The following is a 21477-nucleotide window of genomic DNA, read 5'->3' as shown; positions in this document are numbered from 1 at the left end:
ATTCTTGATCCTAAGTTTTTCACTTTATGACAGTAGAACCGTCCCCATGTCATGTTGTGCACAATATGACAGTAGAACCGTCCCCGTGTCTTGTTGTGCACAATGAGACAGTAGAACCGTCCCCGTGTCTTGTTATAGCCAGTAGGCTGTTCCGATGGCTGCCAGGATCACCACAACCACCAGCTCTGACATTACTACGTAGTAGCCGGCAGTGTCTCCTGTGACGCCGCCGAATCTCTTTTTGCACATGAGATAGTAGTAGGTGCTGAAGGCAAATAGTCCTGCTCCGCAGCAGATTGCTGACATCCAGTCCACGTAGGCCCAGGCAGTGCCGGCGATGATCAGTTCAGCGCCAAGGATGGCTTTGTCCTTGATGGCGGCATCTCCTGCTTCCCGGACCAGCATGCCATCGGACTTGGCCTTGGGCAGGATTATACTGATAAGGCCACACAGCGCCCGGACTGTCACAAACGAGGCTGCATAGCTGTACACTCCTCCAATATGTCTTCCAGTCTTCCAGCCGTAAACCACAAGGTACAGCGCCCCGGCCCAGATGATCACGAGCTTTAAAAGCCCGATGGTGGCAAAGGCCCCAATATGAGGGTCCTTCATGATCTCAAGACTCTTTTCCTTTTCGGAAAAAGAGCTCTTGGCGTCGTAAACATCCATGAAACCATCAAGATGAAATCCGCCGGTTACAAGTAGGGGGATCACAGAAAAAATTGCAGTCAGTACAAATACCGGAAGGTCTTCAAAAATCGTCGCAATGCCCACAAGCACTCCGATCACTACACCCACCAGTGGCAGAAAGCTGATAGAATGCCTGTAATCTACGTCTCCCCACTCAAAGGTCGGCACAGGAATCCTGGAATATATGGAAAAAGCTATGAGAATGCTCTTAAATATGTTCACGACTGATCCACTCTCCCTCTCTGTACTCGAAAATAATATCTGAAATGCCCATAAGCTCTTTGTTCACCTGGTCCATGAGCTTTACATATCTTATTGTATCATCATCGTAGGATGCATCATCACTGGGAAAAGAGTTTGTGACAACCACCAGGTTTTTGCAAAGTCTGCAAAGCCCCCTGATATCAGAAACCACCCGCCGTACCACCAGGTCATCCAATACAAAAACGCTGTCTTTCCCCGCATCTTCTGGCATCTTTCTTCCTGCTGCCCCATCGTGCATGACGTTCCCCACAAGGTTTGAAACGCACTCCAAAAGACAGGTAGCATCGCCAATTCCCTGAATCGTCTTTACACTTTCCAAAACCTCCACAGGAGCTTCTACGGTGAAAAAACCTTTCCCTTCCCGGAGCTTTTTATGCCTCCTAACCCGCTGCCTTCCCTCTTCTCCGAAGGGGATCATGGTGGCGATGTATATTCTTTTACCCTCTCCTGACTGCTCCAGAACCTTTTCTTCAGCAAGAGCTGACTTGCCACTGTCTGGAACGCCCACAATAAGCGTCATCATCAGTCAAACCTCTTATATTCATCGATACTGTAGTCATCAAACTTAGCTCCGCCCAGATAGTAGTCCATCACAACGTCTAAAACAGGAAACAGCATGATGGCACCAGTTCCCTCGCCAAGGGCCATGTTTCCCTTGATAAGCGGCATAAGTCCCAAAGCCTTTAGAGCCAGAACATTGCCCTTTTCGCGTCCCTCGTGGGATGGGATGAGATAGTCCCTTACACCAGGAACCAGCATATCAGCCACCAGTGCCGCTGTGGTACTAATGAGTCCATCAAGAACCACTGGCATATGGTTAGTGGCACATCCAATGCACAGTCCCGCAAGTCCAGCTATATCAAAGCCTCCAAGAGAGCACAGGATATCAAAGGCTCCCGCAGCATCACCATACTTCAAAAGCCCCTGCCTGACGACATCCCTCTTTCTATTAAGTCCCTCATCATCAAGCCCAGAGCCTCTTCCAACGATCTCATCACTATCAATATGTAAAAGAGCTGACAACACCGCTGCTGATGTTGTAGTGTTGCCAATTCCCATCTCTCCTGTAGCTAAGACCCTAGAGCCCTTTTTATGAAGGTCAAAGGCCAGCTCCATTCCTCTTTCTATAGCAAGAAGGGCTTCCCCTTCGGTCATGGCAGGCTCTTTTAAAAAGCTTCTGGTGCCCTTTCTGACCTTAAGGTCCATAACTCCTTCAATAGCCTCATCACAGGCAATCCCGATGTCCACCGGTACAACATCTACCTTTGCGCTTCTTCCCAAAGTGCAGGCAGTACTGATCCCGGCTCCAAGAGCCCTGGCTACGGCCGCTGTTATCTCAGATCCAGCCTGGGAGATTCCCTCCTCCACAATGCCATTGTCTGCACAAAATATCACCGCCACCCTTTTATCAATTGAAGGCTGAATGTCCCCTTCAATGGCTGCGATCCTTGCCACTATCCTTTCAAAGTCCCCAAGGCCATCTATAGGCTTGGATATTCCATCCCACTTCCTGCCTGCAGCCCTGAGAATATCAGGGTTTGGCGGCTCTATCTTAATTTCAAAGAGTTTCTCTTTTGTAAGCATGCTTAAATCTTTCTCAAAAACCTCTCTATAAATTCAGGGCATGATGGGTAATACAGATGTGCAAACCCTGCAAAGACGTTTCCACTGACCTGATATCCTTCCCAGGACCTGTTACCAACTGGTTTACTCATGGTGCAGACGCATCCATTATCTGTAGTGTCGCAGTAATGGAACTCATGGCCTCTTACAGTATCTCCCTTATTCAGATATGGCGTATCCTGCGCTGCAGCCACACTCACATATCCAAAGTGGGTAAGCTTATCCGTCATATAGCCCTGGCCAGGCAAAACACCTGCCATTTCATAGACTTTTCCGTCCTTATCCCTGAAAGAATCCTTCAGATACAAGAATCCGCCGCACTCTGCAAGGATTGGGATCCCGCGCGCTGCTGCACTTTTTATATCATTTCTCATGGGCAAATTATCGGACAGTTCCTTTAAATGAAGCTCCGGATAGCCTCCGCCAATAATGATGCCATCAGCTTCTGGCAGGTGCTCATCATGGATCGGGGAAAAGAGCTTTATCCTGGCTCCCATCTTTTCCAGAAGCCTTAAGTTATCCTCATAGTAGAAACAAAAGGCCTCATCCATTGCAACTGCTATGGTCTTATTGGTAACACGCGTTATCTCTAGTTCCCTGCATTCTATAGGCTTTGCGCTTCTTGCAATTTCAAAAAACTTTTCCAAATCAAAGCTCTTTTCAAGCTCATCTGCCACCCTGTCAATGATCTCTAAAACCTCTGGAACTTCATCTGGCATCACAAGTCCAAGATGCCTGCTTCTAAGAACCTCTCCCTCAAGCTTTGGCAGGAATCCCATCACGGGAATCTTTAGCTCTTTTTCTATAAGGACAGATATGTCCGAAGCGATCATAGGAGAGATGTTATTTAAAATAACACCCTGTATGATTGAAGATGCGCCATATTCAAGAAATCCCTTGATCATGGGGATTATGGACCTGCTCATGCCCCTGCAGTTCACCACAAGGATAGCTGGGGTCTTTGTTCTTACGCAAAGGTCATAGGAAGAGCCTTCACATTCGCACTTTCCCATACCATCGTAAAACCCCATGACGCCTTCAATTACTGCAATGTCCCTGCCTTCCATCCCCTCAGAAAGGCTTCGGAGGGCGCCTTCTTCCCCAGCAAGGAAAAGGTCAAGATTTCCCGATGGGATTCCCAGGACCTTTTTGTGAAACATTGGATCAATATAGTCAGGGCCGCACTTAAAGCTGCAGGGATCATAGCCATGCTTTTTTAAGAGCCTCAAAATAGCGCAGGTAACAAGGGTCTTGCCACTTCCGCTTCCAGGGGCACATATGAGAATTCTAGGACATACACTGCTCATAAACAACCTCAAAAACTGATGATATATACTGGATTTTGGGCATCTGCCAGGTGGTAAGAGCCCTTTTTCTCGTAGCTACTTACGTTTACCTGGATAATGTCCGCATCAGTTATTCCTTTTTTATCGAGAACTCCCACGGTTTCAGCCATGGTTTCAAGCGTCACGCAGTTTATAACTACGCTTACATCAGGGTTTGCGCTCCTTGCAGCCACAATGATGTCCTCGAGGTTTCCTCCGCTCCCTCCAACGAAGACAGAATCCGGCTTTGGAAGGTCCTTTAAAGCCTCAGGAGCAAGGCCTTTTACTATAGTTACATTGCAAAGGCCAAACTTCTTTTTGTTCTCCTCAAGGAGTCCCACTGCTTCATCTTTTCTTTCTACAGCATAGACATCTATTGTAGGGTCCAAAAGAGCTGCTTCCATGGATATTGAGCCGGTTCCAGCTCCAACATCCCAAAGGACCGAGTTCTTTTTAAGCCCCAGCCTTCTTATGGACAACGCCCTTATGTCCTCTTTGGTCATTGGCACATTGCCCCTTGTTATTTCGCTGTCACGAAGCCCTGAATTTATCTTTCTTTCAGGAGCCTTGGGATTATGAATATACAAAAGAACTTTACCCTGGCAGTTTAAAAGTTCCTTTGTATCTGTCACCTCAAAGACTTTTTCACCTAAGCTGCCAGTGCCTGAAGTCTTATCTACGTCAGAACCAAGATTTATTCCCGCTGTAACGCTGCAGACCGCGTCCAGGCTATCTATTATATTTTTTGCATCCTCTATGTCAGATGGCAGCACGATAAGGTGCTCATTTTCCTTGGCAAACCCGTTTACATTGCACTTCCTGCCATGGGCGCTGACAACCTTTGTTTCCTCCAGCGAAAGAGCTAACCTGTTTGCGAAAAGAGCTACCGATGATATTCCAGATATCTTCTTGACCATAAAGCCTTTTTCCAAAAAGAACTTTTCGCCTTTTTTTGCGCCGCTGCAAAGAGATATATCCCCAGAGTAGACGACAAGCGGGTTCATAAACTCAGGATGCTCCTTAAGGTACTCAAGTACTTTCTCAGGATCATACTCTGAAACTAATGGTCTGTCCTTTGAAGGCGCCATGCTCTTCCTGTAACTACTATCTAAAACCGTGCTATTATCATGTTTCACCAATTCATCAAGTACTGTCTTTGCTCCAAACACGATATCAGCATCCTTAAGAGCCTCCGAAAACTCAAGAGTCCAAAGGTCGCTGCTTCCAGGGCCCATTCCAGCCAAGGTTATCCTGTGATCACAACAACTTCCCTCGCTGTCTTTAATTTGTAATCTATCAAGAACTTCCTTCACTGACTTACAGGAATTCCTATCTGACACATCTTCCTTTTCAGGGCTTTCTATTACCACACACTTTACGCCGCATTCCCTTGCAGCTGAGAGCTTTTCCTCAAAACCGCCGCTACTGCCGCTTTCCTTGGTCAGGATAACCTTGGCTCCAACTTCCTTTATTAGGGCTACATTCATGTCGTGAGAAAAAGGCCCCTGCATTGCAATTATCTGCCTTCCGGAAAGGCCAGCCTCCAGGCACTTATTAAGACTATCCACACTTGGAAGTACCCTTGCATAAACTCTTGATCTGTCAGAAATCCCGGCCAGAAGCTCACTTAGATCCTTACTTCCAGTTAAGATGAGAATGTTTCCCATAACGCTTTCAAGCGCCTTTGAGGCCTCAGCTACAGAGGCCACCTTAATGGCCCCTTCTTCATCCCATTTATCCAAAGGCCTTTTTAGGCGCAAATACTCTGTTTTTGTTTCCCTACAGGCAACTTCTATTTCAGACGAAACAAGAGTTGCAAAAGGGTGTGTGGCATCTACGACCAATGAATACTCACCATCTGAAAGAAGTGATACTATTTCGTCCTTATTTTTCCTGCCAACTATAAGGCTCTCTTCTCCGGAATTTAACTCTATCTCTTTTCCATATTCAGTTGCAACGCTGACTACATGTGGTATACCAGCCTTTGAAAAAGCATCAGCAAGCTCTCTTCCCTCTGTAGTTCCGCCAAAAATCAGGATCTTTTCCTTCATGAACTGCTCCTTTTATCGTAAAAGAGATTTAACTTCGCTTTCATAACCTCTTGGAGTCACCATTCTTTCCCCAACCTGTCTCGTGCCAGAGCCGCCAATAAACACAGTGGTAAACATATCTGCCTTGTAATCCCTAAGTTCATTAAGCGTCATGACCTGACAATACTCACCTTCTCTTCCAATCTCTCCAGCAACTCCGCATACTCTGTTGCCACCACATATTTTCAGTAAAATATCACATGCTTTTCTTAGATATCCAGCCCTGCCCTTACTTTCAGGGTTATAAAGAACTATGGTCATATCTGCTTCTGCAGCCAGTTTAAGTCTCTTTTCAATAAGCTCCCAGGGAGTTAATCTGTCACTTAAACTGATGAGGCAAAAGTCATGAATAAGGGGCGCTCCAAGAAGAGCCGCTCCGCTGATAGCAGCGGTAACACCTGGTATTATTTCAACCCGCACTGGCTCTACGCTACCAGCGACCTCCATATCTGTACCTACTCCCTTAAACTCCTTAGCCATGGAAACAGCAAGGCCAGCCAGGCCATATACTCCTGCATCTCCACTACAGATAAGACACACATTATTTCCATCAGCACATTTATCAAGGGCCATCTTTACCCTTTTTTCCTCTCCCATCATAGGAGTTGAGATATATTCCTTATTAGGAAAATAGGGCCGTACCAGGTCGCAGTACACTGTATAGCCTGCGATCACATCGCATTCTTCAAGAGCTTTTTTGGCTCTAATGGTCATATTGTCAATGCTTCCTGGGCCTATTCCTACAACATATAATTTCATTTATTTCTCCGTATCAATACAATGCCAGTTAAGTGCCTTGGGCAGGACTCCAGCTGCAAATGTCATTCCGTTCTCTGCAACTTTATGAAGAATTATCCTGCTGCATCCATATGCCATCACAGCCCTTTCGCAGACATTATCAACACCAACTGTTTCTTTAACAAAATCAGACCCGGTAAAGTCTCCGACCTGTCTTGCCAGTTCCACCTCGCTAAAAGTCTTAAACTCAGCATCAAAAGCTTCTGCAGTCTCTATAAGTCCCTGCTCTTCAGTTTTTATATCAGCCGATACCAATGCTTTTATTGCTCTTTTATCTATTCCCAGCCTGTTAAGGCACTTCCAGGCAAAGAAGGTCAAATCTTCACTGCTCTTTCCCCTCCTGCATCCCATTCCGATAACTATGGATCTTGGGATCAGACGAAGGGCATCTCCGCGGAAGACGCAGGGAGAAATATAAATATCAAACGTTTCTTTTGAAAAGATTATATTATCTGGTTTTTCTCCAATTAGAATTTCATTTCTAAACTCCTGGTCCACATAAAAAGAGCCGCTTCCAGTCTCAAGAAGTCTTGCTGTAAAGTCCTTAGCCTTCTTCATATCGCTGATGATAAGGTCATTGTTCTTTGCAAATACATCAACTGCAAACTCACCTCTTACGTCAGTGGCAGTTGTAATGACAGCCTGAGCATCCAGGATCCTGGCTACAGTATGTGCTTCATCCACAGCTCCCCCAAGATGTCCTGACAGGATTGGGATAACAAATCGGGCATTTTCATCAACTACCAAAACCCCGGGATCAGTGGTCTTATCTTCGATAAATGGTGCTATGGCCCTCACAGCAATCCCGCAGGCACCAATAAAGATCAGAGTATTTCCTGTCTTAAAGACTTTCCTAGTCCACTCAGACAAACCCTGCTCAGCGCCTGCTTCGCTAAAGCCACCTGCCATTCCACCAGCGATCAGGCTGTTCATAACGTATCTTTCTACCCCGATCCTAAGATTGGCGCAGAGCTTGTCCATAACCTCTCTACCCTTGGATGTAAAGCATATTAACTTGTATTTACCTACTTCCGCCTTCTCCATACATATTCTCCTTTAGCTTTTTTATAACCTTAGGATAATTGTCTCTGTCATGTACAAAGCCGCAGTTTTTGCAGTTCTTTATACCCTTTTCGTTTACGAAATACTCTCCGCCGCAGTCCTTTGCGCCATACAAAGGACAGTAGCAAAACAGACAGCTAAACTTCTCATCTGGCACCTCATGGCAGGGATAATACTCGCACTGCCTGTTCACAAAATATGTGCAGTGCTTTCTGCCATCTGAAGGAGCAGCCTTGACATCAGGTTTCGCCTCATTGGTGCTTTCCTCCATGCCAGCACTGATCCCGGTTACCACCTTTTTATACATCTCTTCGTCAAGATCAAAGAGCTCTTTTAAAAGCCCCTGACTGATAACTTCACCTGGCGTCTTTACAAGAACATGACCATCATCGTATACAAGTAATAACCTGTCAGATACCTCCAGGGCAAGTTCCAGCTCGTGCAGAGACATAACAATTGTTATTCCGCTCTCACTAAGCTCCTTTATAACCTTCATAAGCTCCAGCCTGTGCTTGATATCCATGTAGGAGGTGGGTTCATCCATCACAAGATACTTTGGACTCTGTGCAATCGCTCTGGCGATGAGGGTCCTTTGCTTTTGACCATCGCTCATATCGGAAAAGGGCACATCAGCCAGATGTCCGATATTCATAAGTTCCAGGGCCTTTGCCGTCTCTTTTTCATCCTCAGGCCCAAATACTCCCATAGCTCCAGTAAATGGCAGCCTTCCTGCCATGACCACATCCCTGCAGGTCATAAGCACCGGTTTTACCCTCTCTGTGGTCACAACCGACATGGTCCTTGATATTTCTTTTACGGACATCTTAGCAAGATCGCTTCCATCAACAAAAACGCTTCCGCCAATGAGCTTAAGGCTTCCACTGATGCTCTTTATGAGGGTTGATTTTCCTCCGCCGTTAGGGCCAATCAAAGTTATGATCTCGCCCTTTCCTATCCCCAGGGTAACGCCATCAACCACTATTTTCTTGCCGTATCCAGCCTGGGCGCTATTAAGCTTCATGGTTCCCCCTTCTTCTTATCATCATGTATATGACAACCGGTGCACCGAAAAGAGATGTCACTGCCGAGATATTAAGTTCCGTAGGTGCAAACAGCTGTCTTGCCAAAAGGTCACTGAACATGCAGAAAACCGAACCCGCAAGAAAGCTGGCTGGTACCAGTACTATGGGCTTAGACGACTTTAAAAGTTCCCTTACAAGGAAAGGTACTGCAATTCCAATAAAAGAGATAGGTCCGGCAAAAGCTGTAACGCAGGCAGATAGCACGCTGGAAAGCAGGATCACAAACACCCTGCAGGCCTTAACGTTAACTCCAGCGCTTCTTGCATAGGTTTCCCCCAGCCTCATGGCATCCAGCGCCTTACTAAGGAGCATAACAAGGATAAACGTTGTAAATACGATCACCGCTGCGTATTTCACAGTCCCCATGTCCGTTCCCGAAAAACTTCCCTGGGACCAACCGTGGAGATTAACTATATCTGAATCGTCAGCAAAGGCAATTAAAAAGTCCGTGATGGCGCTGCAAATGTAGCCTATCATAATGCCTGCTGCCAGAAGAATTCCCATATTCCGCACAGCTCTTGATATCATGATGATGAAAAAAGTTGAGATAACTGCCCCAGCAAATGCCGCCATTACTAGCATCATGCTGGAAGTTCTGCCAGTGGATCCCACGATAAATATCAGCATCAGGGCAACAGCCATCTTGGCTCCTGAAGAAATTCCAAGGATATAAGGGCCTGCGATCGGGTTTGCAAAATAGGTCTGCAAAAGAAATCCGGACACAGCAAGGCCGCCCCCAAGAATAAAGGTCATAAGGACTCTCGGAAGTCTTATGTCCGTAATGATGGCGGCATTTTTTCCAGCTCCCTGCCCGGTCAGCACCAGTAGTGCTTCTTTAAAGCTTATGCTGACATTTCCAATAGCTATGCCGGCAAAAATCCCCAGCATGGCCAGTACCGTCAGGGCCGAAAAAACTATTATTCTCCTTATCTTCCTTTCTTTTTCCATCAGGTATCTGTCCCTTTTCTAAATCCGGTGGTAAAGCCCGGATCATAGAGCTTTGATTTCTCATATGCTGAAGGCTCTACCGCATCTCCAACTATGATAAGAGCCGTTTTTTCTATGTCATTTTTAGCTGCAACCTCAGGTAGAGTCTTAAGATTGCACCTGAATTTCTTTTCGTCGGGCCAGGTGGCCTTATATACTATGGCGCAAGGCGTATCCTCGCTTCTTCCCGCAGCTATAAGGCGCTCTGAGAGCCTTTTTGTATCCCCTGCTGATAAGAAAAACACCATGGTTGAGCCATGCTCTGAAAGTGACTCCAAGGACTCTTTTTCAGGAACCGCAGTTCTTCCGTCCATTCTTGTGATGATGACGCTCTGACTTACTGTTGGCAGCGTATACTCAAGATTAAGAGCTGCTGCCGCTCCGCAAAAAGAGCTGACTCCGGGCGTCACATCGTACATGATCCCAAGGTCATCAAGGGCGTCCATCTGCTCCCTGATAGCCCCGTAAATACTGGGGTCTCCGGTATGGAGTCTGACGATCTCTTTCCCCTCTCCATCTGCCTTCTTAACAATATCGATGACCTCATCAAGGGTGAGCCTTGCACTGTCGTGGATAGCGCACCCCTCTTTGGCGCACTTCAAAAGCCCGGGATTTACAAGGGATCCGGCATATATGATCACATCTGCCTTTTCAAGATGCTCTTTTCCTCTGATGGTTATAAGGTCCTCTGCTCCAGGACCTGCTCCTACAAAATGAACCATATTTCCTGCCTTCCTTAAGCCTTCCTGCCCTGATCCTCTGTAAGGCGCTCCATCATCTCACCGGCGCCTTCGGTTTCAACAAGCTTTGTATAGCCGCTGCTAAACACGATGGTCTCTACCTGCATCTGGCCGTCCATCCAACCTTCCATGCTTCTCTTTATGCGCTCTGCCACCTCTTTGAAAACCTCATCTTTCATTCCTGCCTCAGTGATAAGCCTGACTGCCTCATCTGTCATGACGCAGCCCTCTATATCCTCTATGAGGTTGCCTTTATAGCCCTTTGGCAAAAAAGATCTGGTCACCTCAGCAAGTATCTCCATCCTGCGGTCCCCATAGGCAGAGTGGGTGTTCTTAACTCCCCCTGCCACCTTGATAAGCTTCCCAAGGTGCCCTGCAAACAGGACTTTTGAAAATCCTGCCTCCCTTGCAAAGCAAAGGGTATCATAGACAAAATTGGAACACATCACCGCCGCATCCTCAGAAAGACCGTAGGTGTCAGCTAAAAACTTAAGGCCATAGTTACCTGGCGCCATAAGCAATATGCTGTTTCCCTCAGCCCGCCTTATGCTGATCTCTGCCTTTATGGTAGATAGGATTGCCTCATCGCTCATGGGCTCTACGATCCCCGTGGTTCCAAGGATCGAAATGCCCCCTGTTATCCCAAGCTTGGGGTTAAAGGTCTTTTGGGCGACCTCTTCGCCCTCCGGAGCGCTTATCAGGACCTTCACCTTAACTCCTATGATGCCTCGCTCCTTTAACACTTCCAGGATACTGTCTGCGATCATCTTCCTGGGAACAGAGTTTATGGCTGCATTCCCTATAGGCTGGTCAAGGCCTGGGCGTGTAACTCTGCCAATCCCGAAGCCTCCGTCGATTTCAACCAATGAGTCATTGGGGACGTTACAGTTTGACTCATTTGGCTCAACCGAAACCGTGGCATATATCTTCATTCCATTTGTGGCGTCAGGGTCATCTCCCCCGTCCTTGGTGACAGCGCAGGTTACGGCATTAGTCTTGGTATCGCGTCTTATATCCTCAATCTCCGCCACATACTCAGGGCCCTTGGGCGTTACGATCCTAACGTTCCGTACATCGCACATGTCAAGGAGCATGATAAGCGCAGCTTTAGAAGCTGCAGCGGCGCAGCTTCCAGTGGTGTATCCGCATCTTAATTTTTTTCCGCCCTTTTCAATATAAAGCCCCTTCACAAACTGCCCCTTTTTCTGCTACATGTTGTACAGGATCGAGTTGCAGATAGCTGCAGCCACAGTGCTGCCGCCCTTTCTGCCCACATTCACTATATACGGAATGTCCATTTCCATTATAAGTTCTTTTGCTTCCACCACGTTCACAAATCCCACAGGAACTGCAATTATAGCCATGGGACGAAATTCCTCATTGTCGCAGAGCTCACGCAGTCTCAAAAGAGCTGTTGGCGCATTTCCAATTGCAAATATGGTTGGAACATCCATCCTGGCCGCCTTTCCCATGCTGACATAGGCCCTTGTAACAGACCTCTCTTTTGCCTGTCTTGCCACATCCTCATCTGCCATAAAGCAGTGGACGGATCCACCAAACTTCTCCAAAGTCTTTTTGCTGACTCCGGAAAGAGCCATATTCGTGTCAGTTACTATGTGGGCTCCGGACCTTAAGGCGCTTTTTATCTTTTCAATGGCCCCTTCCGAAAAACGCATAGTATCTGCATACTCAAAGTCAGCCGTTGTATGGATGACCCGCACAACAGTAGGCTCAACTTCCGCCGGGATATCTATTCCCCTATCCGCAAGCTCACTTCTTATGATCCTGAAGCTCTCTTTTTCAATTTCTGAAGGAAGAATGTTTTTTATACTCACACTTTGCCCTCTATCACTTTGTAAATGTACTCCATATCAAGGCTGTTTCTCACAACATCAGCCAGTTTATCAAGCTCTCTGTCTCTATAAACCCACAGGTCCTCAAGACCAGCGCATACGCTCCCAATTCCCTTCTTACGGGATGCAATATCAAGAACCGCCTTAGTCACACTGGCATTGTCAAAAAAGCCGTGGATGTAGGTTCCAAGAACGTTTCCACTGCAGCACAGCATTCCACTACTGCCTGCAAGGCTTTGCGCATCTGAGGCGCAAAGCATATCACAACCATCATCCAGGTTTCTGCTAACTCCCATGTGGATCTCGTAGCCTCTGTAGGATAGCCCATTAAGGACCAAAAACTCGCCCCCAGCCCCTGACAGAGTGCCTTCACTTTGAACCAGGGTCTTTTGATCCTTAAACACAGTATCCACCGAAAGCACTCCAAGACCCTGAAGATGCGCAGAATTCTCCATATCACCATGTTTTTCGAAAGGTTTTCCCGGTTTCTTTGAAGCCCCCTCCCAGGGCTCCTCAAATATCCTTCTGCCCAGCATCTGGAATCCGCCGCAGATTCCGATGATCACTGCATTCTTTTCCCTTGCTGCGATCATCGCCTTATCAAGTCCCTTATCCCTAAGCCACTTAAGGTCACCGGTGGTATTCTTGGTTCCTGGAAGGACCACAATATCTGCAGCCTTAACAGCCTCTGCTGAGTCAGTGTAAATAAGATGGGCCTCCGGGATCTTCTCAAAGATATCAAAGTCCGTGTAATTGCTGATAAAAGGAAGCCTTATGACTGCAATCCTGATAACATCTCTGCCTGCCATGTCGCTTCTAAAACCGCCGCTAACCTTAAGCTTGTCAGAAAGAGAATCCTCCTCCTCAAGCTCAAACTCCGCATAGGGCACAACTCCCACAAATGGAATGTCGCAGTAATCCCTAAACATGGAAAGTCCCGGATCAAGAAGCTTTTTATCTCCCCTGAACTTATTGATGATAAGGCCCTTGACCCTCTCTCTTTCTTCGCTGCTAAGTAGCTGCACCGTTCCAAGGAGCTGCGCAAAAACTCCGCCAGGATCAATGTTTCCTGCAAGAAGCACCGGGGCATCAAGCATTTTAGCAAGGCCCATATTTACAATGTCATTTTCCCTAAGGTTGATCTCCACAGGGCTTCCAGCCCCTTCTATCACCACTACATCTGCGCGGGATGAAAGCCTTTCGTAGGCAGATAATACTTCCGGAATGTAGTCTTTCTTTTTCCTGAAATAATCAGCTGCCCTCATATCGCCCACAGGAAGACCATTTACGATAACCTGTGACGCAGTCTCTCCTGTCGGCTTTAACAGAATGGGATTCATATCAGAGTCCGGCTCCATTCCTGCCGCAAAAGCCTGTAGCGCCTGGGCCCTTCCAATCTCTTTTCCATCCCTTGTGACATAAGAATTAAGAGCCATGTTCTGGGACTTAAATGGCGCTACCCTGTAGCCGTCCTGATGAAGGACTCTTAGGATCCCTGCCGTCAATATGCTTTTTCCCGCACCTGACATGGTGCCCTGTATCATCAGGTTCTTAGCCATTTTTCTCCCATCACTTAAGTTTATAGATATACTCAGTTTCTTCCTTTTTTCCGGAAAGAACTTCATAGATGCTCTCTGCTATCGTTCCGCTCCTACTGGCAAGCTGGTACATGGAACCTGTGGTTACGTACACCTGCCCGGCCTTTACAGCCCCATAGTCTGCAAATGTCCCATCCATGGCTGCCAGATCATCCAGCGTCTTTGGTGGATCCTCAATAACTCCGTTGTAGATCAGGATATCAGCGTCCTTGGCATAATCGTAAAATGCCTCAACACTTATCGTTACCTGGGACCTGGTGTCTTCGTCAGTCAGGCCTTTTGGCAAAAGATATGTTCCCCCCGCAGCTTCTACCATCTTAACAAGGTAGTCATTCCCCTTCTTAGTGGTGATCTGATGCCTTGTGTTTACTGAGAAAATCGCAACTGTTTTGCCATCAAGGGAGTGAGCGTCAACCTTCTCCATCATGTCCTGCTGCTGCAAAAAAGCTTCCTTTGCCTCTTTTTCTTTTCCAGTGAGAAGACCGTAAACCTTGATCCACTCAAGCCTTCCAAGTATGCTGTCCTCGTAGCTTGACCAGTCGATAAAGGTGGGAATCTCCAGTTTTTCAAGCTTTTCTATGACCTTGGGACTGTGAAGGATCATGGTGCTTTCAACAGCCAGGTCTACGTCCTTTTCAAGCATCATCTCATAGTCAGGGGCACTGTACTTACCACCGTACAGGAGAGATCCGCTGTCCATTGCATCTACCGCAGATTCCACATACCAGCCATCCCTCTCAATACCGGAAAGTGTTAGCGCATCAACTGCCCCAATTGCGTCAAACTGGCACATTACTGCGCTGGCAGCAAGGTATATGCTGTCCAGGGGCTGAGTGATTGCAACGAGCTGGGTGTCAGAATCTCCTATGGGCGAAAGAGATACTATCCCCTCTCCAAAGTCAGGAAGCCCTGAAATTGAGGCTCCTTCCGGTATCACCAGATAATATCTGCCATCGCAGACCGCAATAAGATCAAATCCATCCTCCAGCCTGTATATCTTAAAACCTGTTGCATACTGCATCTCATCAGTAGACACGTACCCTATGCCCAGTTTTTCAGATATAAACTTAAGGATGTCCGCATCGGTTTCTTCAAGATCAAGAACCTGCTTAGAAGTTTCTGATGGCTCCGAAGATCCGCTCTGTTCACCTGCCATGGCGCTTTCAGCATCTTGGCTTTGTCCTTCTTCTTTGCCATTTTCAAGTATCTCAAACTTCAGCGTGTAATCTATAAGATGAGGCTTACTCATGGCAGTTGTGTCTGCGGAAACCGCCATCTCTTTTCCAAGGACAATGGGAATCACAAACTCGGAATTCCCCTCCGTATTTACAGGCTCATACTTTACTCCGTCAACCATCATAAAGTCATAATTTCTGCTGCTCCATACAATATCAGCTGTTATTTCTTTTCCAGAAACCGTGACGCTGCAAGGGCTCTCGATATAAGCCTTGCCACTGCCTCCCGTAAGAGTAACAGATGCGGCATATTCCCCATCTGGAACTCTGCCGCATCCTGTAAGCATCAGAATAAATATTGCTGCAAGAACGAGCCTGCATCTTTTTATAATATGATCACTTAATCGCACTTCCTGTATGCTCCACATAAATCTTCTGAACATCTGCAATGCTTCCAAGGCCTGCAATCTGGCATGTTACTTCGTCAAAAGAGCCATCGGCAGTAAAGCCGCTCTTCCATGAATCTTCCTCATCACCTGCCATATCGTTATTTGCGTGGTCACCAGCAACAACCATAAGTGGACGAAGAACAACCTTCTTGTAGCCTGCTGCCTTTACTGCTTCGATAACATTTTCAAGGGCTGTCTCCTCAGGCTCACCCTCTACAGTTCCAATAAATACGTTGCTGTATTCAAGCTCTTCCATCTGGGACTGCATCTGTGAGTATGTAACCTTAGCCTTATGGCTGGTTCCATGACCCATAAATACGAATGCTACGCCGTCCTTATCTGCATCTGCAAGTGAACCAAAGCCTGCTGTCTTAACTGCTTCTGCTGCGATTGCTTCAGCGACAGCCTTCTTGTCGTCATTAACTTCCTTGGCGTCAGCGCCAACCTCACCAAGAAGAGGTTCTGAAACTACAACCTTGTCAAACTTGTCCTTGTAGCCATCAAGTGCCTCTACAAGCTCGTCGTACTCTGCGCCATGCATAAGATGTGTAGGCTGAACAACAAGCTCTTTTACCCCGTTATCAACCGCTCTCTGAAGGGCCTGCTCCATATTGTCGATCTTCTCACCATCTCTTGCAAGAATGTGGTTGATGATGATCTGTGCTGTGAATGCACGTCTTACTGAATAGTCAGGATATGCAGCTGCCAGGGCCTTCTCGATTCCGCCGATGTCATTTGCTCTGCTGTCATTAAATGAAGTACCAAAGCTTACTACGAGAAGCTCTTTTTCTCCGATATCATCCTGGTTTAATGGATCGTCCTTAGACGCATCTCCTGTATCTCTTCCAAAGTAGTCAGGATCAGCAAACTCGCCCTCAACAAGCTCTTTCTGAGCATCTGTAAGCTCATCCCAGGCCTTTTTAGCTTCTGCACAACGCTCATCAGTTGTCTCATCCCACTTCTGAACGTAGATAGAATCGATGAGATCTGCTACGTTATCAGCTGCAGCCTGGTCGTCATCACCTTCTGCAAGAGAGACCATAACCTTGTGGTCGTACCACTTATCTTTTGATCCAATAAGAGCAAGATCAAACTCCTCATCAAGTACAGGGACAGGGATGTCAAAGCCATTAACTTCCTCAGTTGTGCCATCCTCATATGTAACTGTATCAACTGTGGGCTGAAGGAGCTCAGCGCCTTCCTTCTGGGCATCCTCAGCTGTTCCCAGGAAGAGATTTTTAATGTTTTTAGATGTAAGAGATACATGGATAGTCATCTGACCATCTTTAACTGTAAGAGTTCCAAGATCATTATATGCATCGTTTACATGGAACATAGATCCATCTGTTGTGAACTTGGCCGAATATTCGCCATCTTCAAGAGCGCCCTCTTTTGCCTCTGTGGCAGGTTCTGTAGCCTCTTGAGCTTCCTCTTTGGCAGCTTCCTGTACCTCTTCGGTAGCCTCTGCAGGCTCAACAGCGGTCTGCCCAGCGCAACCAGTAACCATGCTCAAAGTCATGACGGTTGCAAGTAAAATTGTCATCAGTTTCTTTTTCATAATTTCCTCCAAATTTCTCGCCAGATACTGGCTTTTTTCCAGGCGCGAAATAGAAACTGACACATAAACAAACACCTCCGCTTTTGGCAGAGGCTGTAAATAGACACACAAATACCGGCAAAAGAGATTTCTTTTGCCAAAGTCCATTCGCATAGCCAATTCCTCGTGGCCTGGTTTCCCATATGCAGCGACGGGCAGGTCTCCCGACTGATCGTTTCAGCCTCATGGCAGCGCTGTTTTTCCCTTCCCGGACTTCTCCAGTGGTTATGAAAAAAGCTAACGAATCACGGTGACGAGATCGCGCGGGACTTGCACCCGCTTCCCTTTTCACCTGCGCAGAAACTTAATTCCCGCAGACACCTTCCGCTTTCTGTATATGATTATTGATATAATACCACAACTTTTCTGATAATAACAGAAAAAGCGAACCCAAAAGGTCCGCTCTTCCTGTGTTTTATGTATTTGATTATTTATTAGAGGTTGGCTTATTTATTGTCCTTTGCCTTTTTGGCAAGGTGCTTTCTTCTCATGTACTCCTCTGTGGATATTCCAACTACTGCAAGGATTGCGGCAATGAACCATGGAAATACTGACTTCTTAGTAGCAGGTACTTCAGCAGCAAGTGCTGTCTCGCCATCTTCGATGTTTGTTGTAGGAGCTGTTGTCTCTGTATTCTGAACAGGAGCTGCTACATCAGTTGTTGCCTCTGTTGCTGCTACTGCGTTCTGTGCCTCTGCATCTGCGTTAGCCTCTGCGTTTGCAGCCTGAGCTGCTCTTCTTGTCTGTCTGCCTGTTGTTGCAGCAGCTACTACAGGTGTAGCCTGTGCAGTCTGTGCTACTGTTGTTCTTGTAGCTACAGGGATGAATGTAGGAATCTGGCTCTCGCCGTTGCCATTTCCGCCCTGGTTATCATCATCGCTTCCCTTAGGTGTAAGGTCAGAAACTCTCTTATCTCTTGCAGCCTTAGCTACATCTACTTTCTTGTTGATCTCATCAAGAATTGTCTTCTTGTCAGCAAGGTCCTTGTTTGCAGTTTCAAGCTCTCCCTTAAGAGCCTCAAGTACAAAGAGGTCCATGCTCTTCTTCTCTGATACACCAGGCATAGTTCTCTCAAGGTCAGCAATCTTATCCTCAAGATCATCTACCTTAGCCTGAGCCTTCTCTACCTCTGAAAGAGCATCATCAGCCTCATCAATGAGCTGGTTATATGCTGCTTCCTCTGCTGCATAAGCTTTCTCTGCCTTCTTGATATCAGCCTGTGCCTTCTTATTAGCAGCGATTACTTCTTTCTTTACCTTGTTGGCATAATCTGCAGCCTTCCTTTTAGCCTCAGAAGCCTTCTTCTGAGCCTTCTTAGCCTTATCTACGTTGTCGTTTGCCTTCTTAAGCTCTTTCTCTGCCTTCTTAAGCTCTTTTTCAAGCTCTGTTGTATCGCCCTTTGCAGCATTGATCTCTTCCTTGAGGTCAGTAATTTCCTCTTTAAGAGCTTCCATATCTTCTTCGTAGTCTGCAAGCTCCTGTGCTGCTGCTTCATAAGCGAGCTTCTTGGTCTCTGCAGTTAATTTAGCCTGCTCATATGCTTCGTTCTTCTTATCAAACTTTGTCTTAGCAGCTGCTTCCTCGATGACAGGCTTTGCTTTCTCATCGTATTCTCTTTGAAGGTCAGCTATTGCAACCTGATTCTTTCTTATATTTTCAGATTCAGTGTTTACAATTACCTGATTTGCATCTATATCCTCCAAGTATTGATCAAGACGCTTATTATAATCTGCTACCTTCCTTGCAAGCTTCTCCTTATCCTTAGCTTTTGTATCCTTGTCGTAAAGCTTTGCAGCTGCCTCCTTCATATTCGCAAAAGTCTTCTTGTAATCCTCACTTAACTTCACAATTGCATTCTGTGCCTTTTCAAGGTTCTTCTGAGACTTTTTCTGTTCCTTATTGGCCTTGTCAAGATCTTTTGTGATCTTTGCAGCCTCAGCTCTCTGCTCTTTTGTTACCTTTGCAGAAAGCTCATCATACTTAGCCTGAGCCTTTTCTACAGCTTTCTTTGCACTCTCTTCTACACTAGCAGCTTCCTCGCTGGCAATTCTTGCCTCTTCTACATCCTCAACTACATCATCGTAGTTCTCTTCTGCAGTCTGAAGAGCACTTTCAGCAAGAGCAAGCTGGTACTCAAGCTCAGCAATTTCTGCAGGATCAAGGCCCTGTCCAGCCTTCTTGATTGCTTCCTTGATATCTTCTACCTTTTTCTTTGCTACATCCTTTTCATCTCTAGCTTCCTCAAGCTTTTCCTGCTTCTCTTTTACTACTTCTCTCTTCTTTTGAAGATCCTCTTTAGCCTTTTCGTACTTCTTATCAGCTGCCTCTACCTTAGCCTCTGCTGCATCCTTGGCATCCTCAAGCTCTTCTTTGGCGTTCTCAATTGCCTTGTCTGCCTCATTCTGTAAAAGCTCAAGGTTTCTCTGAGCATCAGCAAGCTCAGCTCTTGCAGCCTCAAGATCCTCAGAAGTCTTTGCATTTGCCTCTTCATAGCGAGCCTGTGCTTCTTCTACAGCCTTCTGGGCTTCCTCAAACTTCTTTGTGAGCTCCTCTGACTTCTTAGCTGCTTCCTCATAAGAAGTCTCAGCCTCTTTTGCAAGCTCCTCTACCTTATCATAAGTAGCATTTGCCTCAGAAATTGTTGAAGCATTTTTGATTGCCTCAGTAGCTGCATCAATCTCAGCACTCTTTTCTGTAAGCTCGTCCTTAGCTTCCTTAACGTTCTTGCTGTTCTCTGCTACGATGGCACCAGCTTCGATTGTTCCATCCTTAAGCTCTTCATTTATCTCTTCAAGCTTTTCGATGTCGCTTTCAATGATGTTGTCGCTTGACGAAATAGCATCGTTTGCTGTGTTCAGCTCATCTCTGTAAGTATCAACCTTGCTGTTTTCTTTTTCGTATTTCTTCTCTATAAGATTATCAACTGCATCGTTTACATCACTTACTTCTGCTGCAACCTCGTCTGTCTGTTCCTGATACTCTTTAACAGCTTCCTCAGCAGCTGACTCTTCAGTTGAATTTGTTTCCTGATCAAGTGTGATCTCTTCCGTATTGTTGAAAGCGCTTTCATTTTCCTCAGCAGCAAAAGCAACTACAGGCTGTGAAGCCATGCTCATGCTTAAACCAAATGCTGCAACCCTGATCATCTGTGACTTTACATTGTTCTTTTTCATTTTCATCCACCTCATAAATAATCTTGTTTTTTTGTTTTCTGTTTAACACAAGTGCAACTTTACACCCACCAAAATCATATGAACCATCATATTTGACCAAAATTTTGTCATTTTACGAAGGCTTAATTCCCACTTTAGACTTCGTTAATATTTTTTCGAAATCGTTTAAGATATAGCAGTTATCGCACTCTTTTTCTTTATGATTAGTTTATGGAAAACAATGTAAGTGTTTACAGTTTCTTATTTTTTAGCAAAAACAAGACACGGGGACGGTTCTACTGTCTTATTGCGCGCAACCTGACAGGGGGACGGTTCTGTTGTCAGCTCTGCCGCCAGGCCACTGGGTGGCTTAGTTGGCGCCTCCGCCACCAGACTGCCCACTCCGGGTCTTTCCTTTCAGGGCGCCGCCACCACCAACCCTTAGGCCATACTGCCCTCCCCATAAGTTCATACTTTTGAGACATTGAGAGGGAGCCGCTTTTTTCATGAGCCTTCGGAAGTCCCCTTAAGTTCTGCCCACGGTGAGTAGGTGCTCCCTGCCCCGGCTTTACTATTATTTTCAGTTTTTCGCTATCCGCAAACGAAACTTTTCTTAAACTCTCCTGCAGTTTTTTCTCGATTACGCATGCTCGACCGCTCACGCAGGGCAGATCACAGAACTACGGCTCATAATGGTCATCGCTCGCTGTGGCGAGCGGTAAGGAAATAAGAAAAGCCCATATCCAAACTCCTCGAGCTTGGATATGGGCTTTTACTATTTCCTGCAGGTGCTGCGCACCGTATGACCATTATGATGAAAAAACTTCACCTGCCCTGCTGGCTTTCTCTCACATGCGATAAAAAAACTGCATGGAGCGTTTGAAAATGGCGTTTGCGGCTAATGTCTCAAAACCAAAAACAATCAGCAAAACCAGGGCAGGGAGCATCCGGACCGTAGAACTTAAGGGGCCCCTTCCGAAGGCCATGAACAT

At 46.4% G+C, this 21477-nt stretch carries 15 protein-coding genes, 1 pseudogene and 1 riboswitch; all 16 genes and pseudogenes read right to left on the bottom strand.

From position 1 onward, the window contains the following. Window positions 1–132: 132 nt before the first annotated feature. The gene (locus tag J6I68_RS00315) at window positions 133–912 is read right to left on the bottom strand and encodes an adenosylcobinamide-GDP ribazoletransferase (protein WP_292216258.1); all 780 of its coding nucleotides are present in this window, start codon (window positions 910–912) and stop codon (window positions 133–135) included. After that, window positions 899–1477 carry a bifunctional adenosylcobinamide kinase/adenosylcobinamide-phosphate guanylyltransferase gene (locus J6I68_RS00310; protein ID WP_292216256.1) on the bottom strand — a complete coding sequence of 193 codons (579 nt, stop codon included), beginning with the start codon at window positions 1475–1477 and terminating at the stop codon, window positions 899–901. The genes J6I68_RS00315 and J6I68_RS00310 overlap by 14 nt, the downstream gene beginning before the upstream one ends. Continuing rightward, window positions 1477–2538: a nicotinate-nucleotide--dimethylbenzimidazole phosphoribosyltransferase gene (gene cobT, locus J6I68_RS00305; RefSeq protein ID WP_292216254.1), complete on the bottom strand. Its 1062-nt coding sequence runs from the start codon at window positions 2536–2538 to the stop codon at window positions 1477–1479. Before cobT ends, J6I68_RS00310 begins: the two co-directional genes overlap by 1 nt. Window positions 2539–2540: 2 nt before the next feature. Next, window positions 2541–3884, bottom strand: coding sequence for a cobyrinate a,c-diamide synthase (locus J6I68_RS00300; RefSeq protein WP_292216253.1), 1344 nt, complete (start codon window positions 3882–3884; stop codon window positions 2541–2543). 8 nt (window positions 3885–3892) lie between these two features. After that, window positions 3893–5953 carry a precorrin-6A reductase gene (cobK, locus tag J6I68_RS00295; protein ID WP_292216251.1) on the bottom strand — a complete coding sequence of 687 codons (2061 nt, stop codon included), beginning with the start codon at window positions 5951–5953 and terminating at the stop codon, window positions 3893–3895. Window positions 5954–5965: 12 nt separating this feature from the next. Beyond that, complete coding sequence (cobJ, locus tag J6I68_RS00290) at window positions 5966–6751, bottom strand: precorrin-3B C(17)-methyltransferase (protein ID WP_292216249.1); 786 nt, start codon at window positions 6749–6751, stop codon at window positions 5966–5968. After that, window positions 6752–7834 carry a cobalt-precorrin 5A hydrolase gene (locus J6I68_RS00285; protein WP_292216247.1) on the bottom strand — a complete coding sequence of 361 codons (1083 nt, stop codon included), beginning with the start codon at window positions 7832–7834 and terminating at the stop codon, window positions 6752–6754. Continuing rightward, window positions 7812–8873 carry an ATP-binding cassette domain-containing protein gene (locus J6I68_RS00280; protein ID WP_292216245.1) on the bottom strand — a complete coding sequence of 354 codons (1062 nt, stop codon included), beginning with the start codon at window positions 8871–8873 and terminating at the stop codon, window positions 7812–7814. The genes J6I68_RS00285 and J6I68_RS00280 overlap by 23 nt, the downstream gene beginning before the upstream one ends. Next, window positions 8863–9882 (bottom strand): FecCD family ABC transporter permease, encoded by a 1020-nt coding sequence (locus J6I68_RS00275; protein WP_292216243.1) that lies wholly within the window; start codon window positions 9880–9882, stop codon window positions 8863–8865. Before J6I68_RS00275 ends, J6I68_RS00280 begins: the two co-directional genes overlap by 11 nt. After that, on the bottom strand, window positions 9882–10643 hold the full coding sequence (gene cobM, locus J6I68_RS00270; RefSeq protein WP_292216242.1) for a precorrin-4 C(11)-methyltransferase: 762 nt from the start codon (window positions 10641–10643) through the stop codon (window positions 9882–9884). The genes J6I68_RS00275 and cobM overlap by 1 nt, the downstream gene beginning before the upstream one ends. A gap of 14 nt (window positions 10644–10657) precedes the next feature. Beyond that, window positions 10658–11851 (bottom strand): cobalt-precorrin-5B (C(1))-methyltransferase CbiD, encoded by a 1194-nt coding sequence (gene cbiD / locus J6I68_RS00265; protein ID WP_292216240.1) that lies wholly within the window; start codon window positions 11849–11851, stop codon window positions 10658–10660. Between the two features lie 18 nt (window positions 11852–11869). Continuing rightward, on the bottom strand, window positions 11870–12496 hold the full coding sequence (locus tag J6I68_RS00260; protein ID WP_292216238.1) for a precorrin-8X methylmutase: 627 nt from the start codon (window positions 12494–12496) through the stop codon (window positions 11870–11872). Beyond that, a complete protein-coding gene (locus J6I68_RS00255; RefSeq protein ID WP_292216236.1) occupies window positions 12493–14073 on the bottom strand; it encodes a cobyric acid synthase in 1581 nt (526 codons plus the stop codon). The genes J6I68_RS00260 and J6I68_RS00255 overlap by 4 nt, the downstream gene beginning before the upstream one ends. 10 nt (window positions 14074–14083) lie before the next feature. Further along, on the bottom strand, window positions 14084–15730 hold the full coding sequence (locus J6I68_RS00250) for an ABC transporter substrate-binding protein (RefSeq protein WP_292216234.1): 1647 nt from the start codon (window positions 15728–15730) through the stop codon (window positions 14084–14086). Next, window positions 15684–16757: pseudogene (locus J6I68_RS00245) on the bottom strand (sirohydrochlorin cobaltochelatase); the annotation flags it as partial. The gene J6I68_RS00250 and the pseudogene J6I68_RS00245, both read right to left, overlap by 47 nt. Before the next feature lie 713 nt (window positions 16758–17470). Further along, window positions 17471–17673: riboswitch (cobalamin riboswitch) on the bottom strand. Between the two features lie 106 nt (window positions 17674–17779). Further along, the gene (locus J6I68_RS00240; protein ID WP_292216230.1) at window positions 17780–20506 is read right to left on the bottom strand and encodes a hypothetical protein; all 2727 of its coding nucleotides are present in this window, start codon (window positions 20504–20506) and stop codon (window positions 17780–17782) included. Window positions 20507–21477 lie beyond the last annotated feature (971 nt).

Source organism: Butyrivibrio sp., assembly GCF_017940685.1.
In the GTDB taxonomy this organism is placed as follows: domain Bacteria; phylum Bacillota; class Clostridia; order Lachnospirales; family Lachnospiraceae; genus Butyrivibrio.
Note: the sequence above shows the minus strand (reverse complement) of the source record. Positions and strands in the feature narration are given on the sequence as shown.

Coding starts and splice junctions, on each gene's coding strand:
- J6I68_RS00255 (WP_292216236.1), bottom strand. CDS start 14,073: ATGGCTAAGAACCTGATGATACAGGGCACCATGTCAGGTGCGGGAAAA.
- J6I68_RS00300 (WP_292216253.1), bottom strand. CDS start 3,884: ATGAGCAGTGTATGTCCTAGAATTCTCATATGTGCCCCTGGAAGCGGA.
- J6I68_RS00275 (WP_292216243.1), bottom strand. CDS start 9,882: ATGGAAAAAGAAAGGAAGATAAGGAGAATAATAGTTTTTTCGGCCCTG.
- J6I68_RS00310 (WP_292216256.1), bottom strand. CDS start 1,477: ATGATGACGCTTATTGTGGGCGTTCCAGACAGTGGCAAGTCAGCTCTT.
- J6I68_RS00285 (WP_292216247.1), bottom strand. CDS start 7,834: ATGGAGAAGGCGGAAGTAGGTAAATACAAGTTAATATGCTTTACATCC.
- cobJ (WP_292216249.1), bottom strand. CDS start 6,751: ATGAAATTATATGTTGTAGGAATAGGCCCAGGAAGCATTGACAATATG.
- J6I68_RS00250 (WP_292216234.1), bottom strand. CDS start 15,730: ATGTTCAGAAGATTTATGTGGAGCATACAGGAAGTGCGATTAAGTGAT.
- cobT (WP_292216254.1), bottom strand. CDS start 2,538: ATGCTTACAAAAGAGAAACTCTTTGAAATTAAGATAGAGCCGCCAAAC.
- J6I68_RS00240 (WP_292216230.1), bottom strand. CDS start 20,506: ATGAAAAAGAACAATGTAAAGTCACAGATGATCAGGGTTGCAGCATTT.
- cobK (WP_292216251.1), bottom strand. CDS start 5,953: ATGAAGGAAAAGATCCTGATTTTTGGCGGAACTACAGAGGGAAGAGAG.
- J6I68_RS00280 (WP_292216245.1), bottom strand. CDS start 8,873: ATGAAGCTTAATAGCGCCCAGGCTGGATACGGCAAGAAAATAGTGGTT.
- cobM (WP_292216242.1), bottom strand. CDS start 10,643: ATGGTTCATTTTGTAGGAGCAGGTCCTGGAGCAGAGGACCTTATAACC.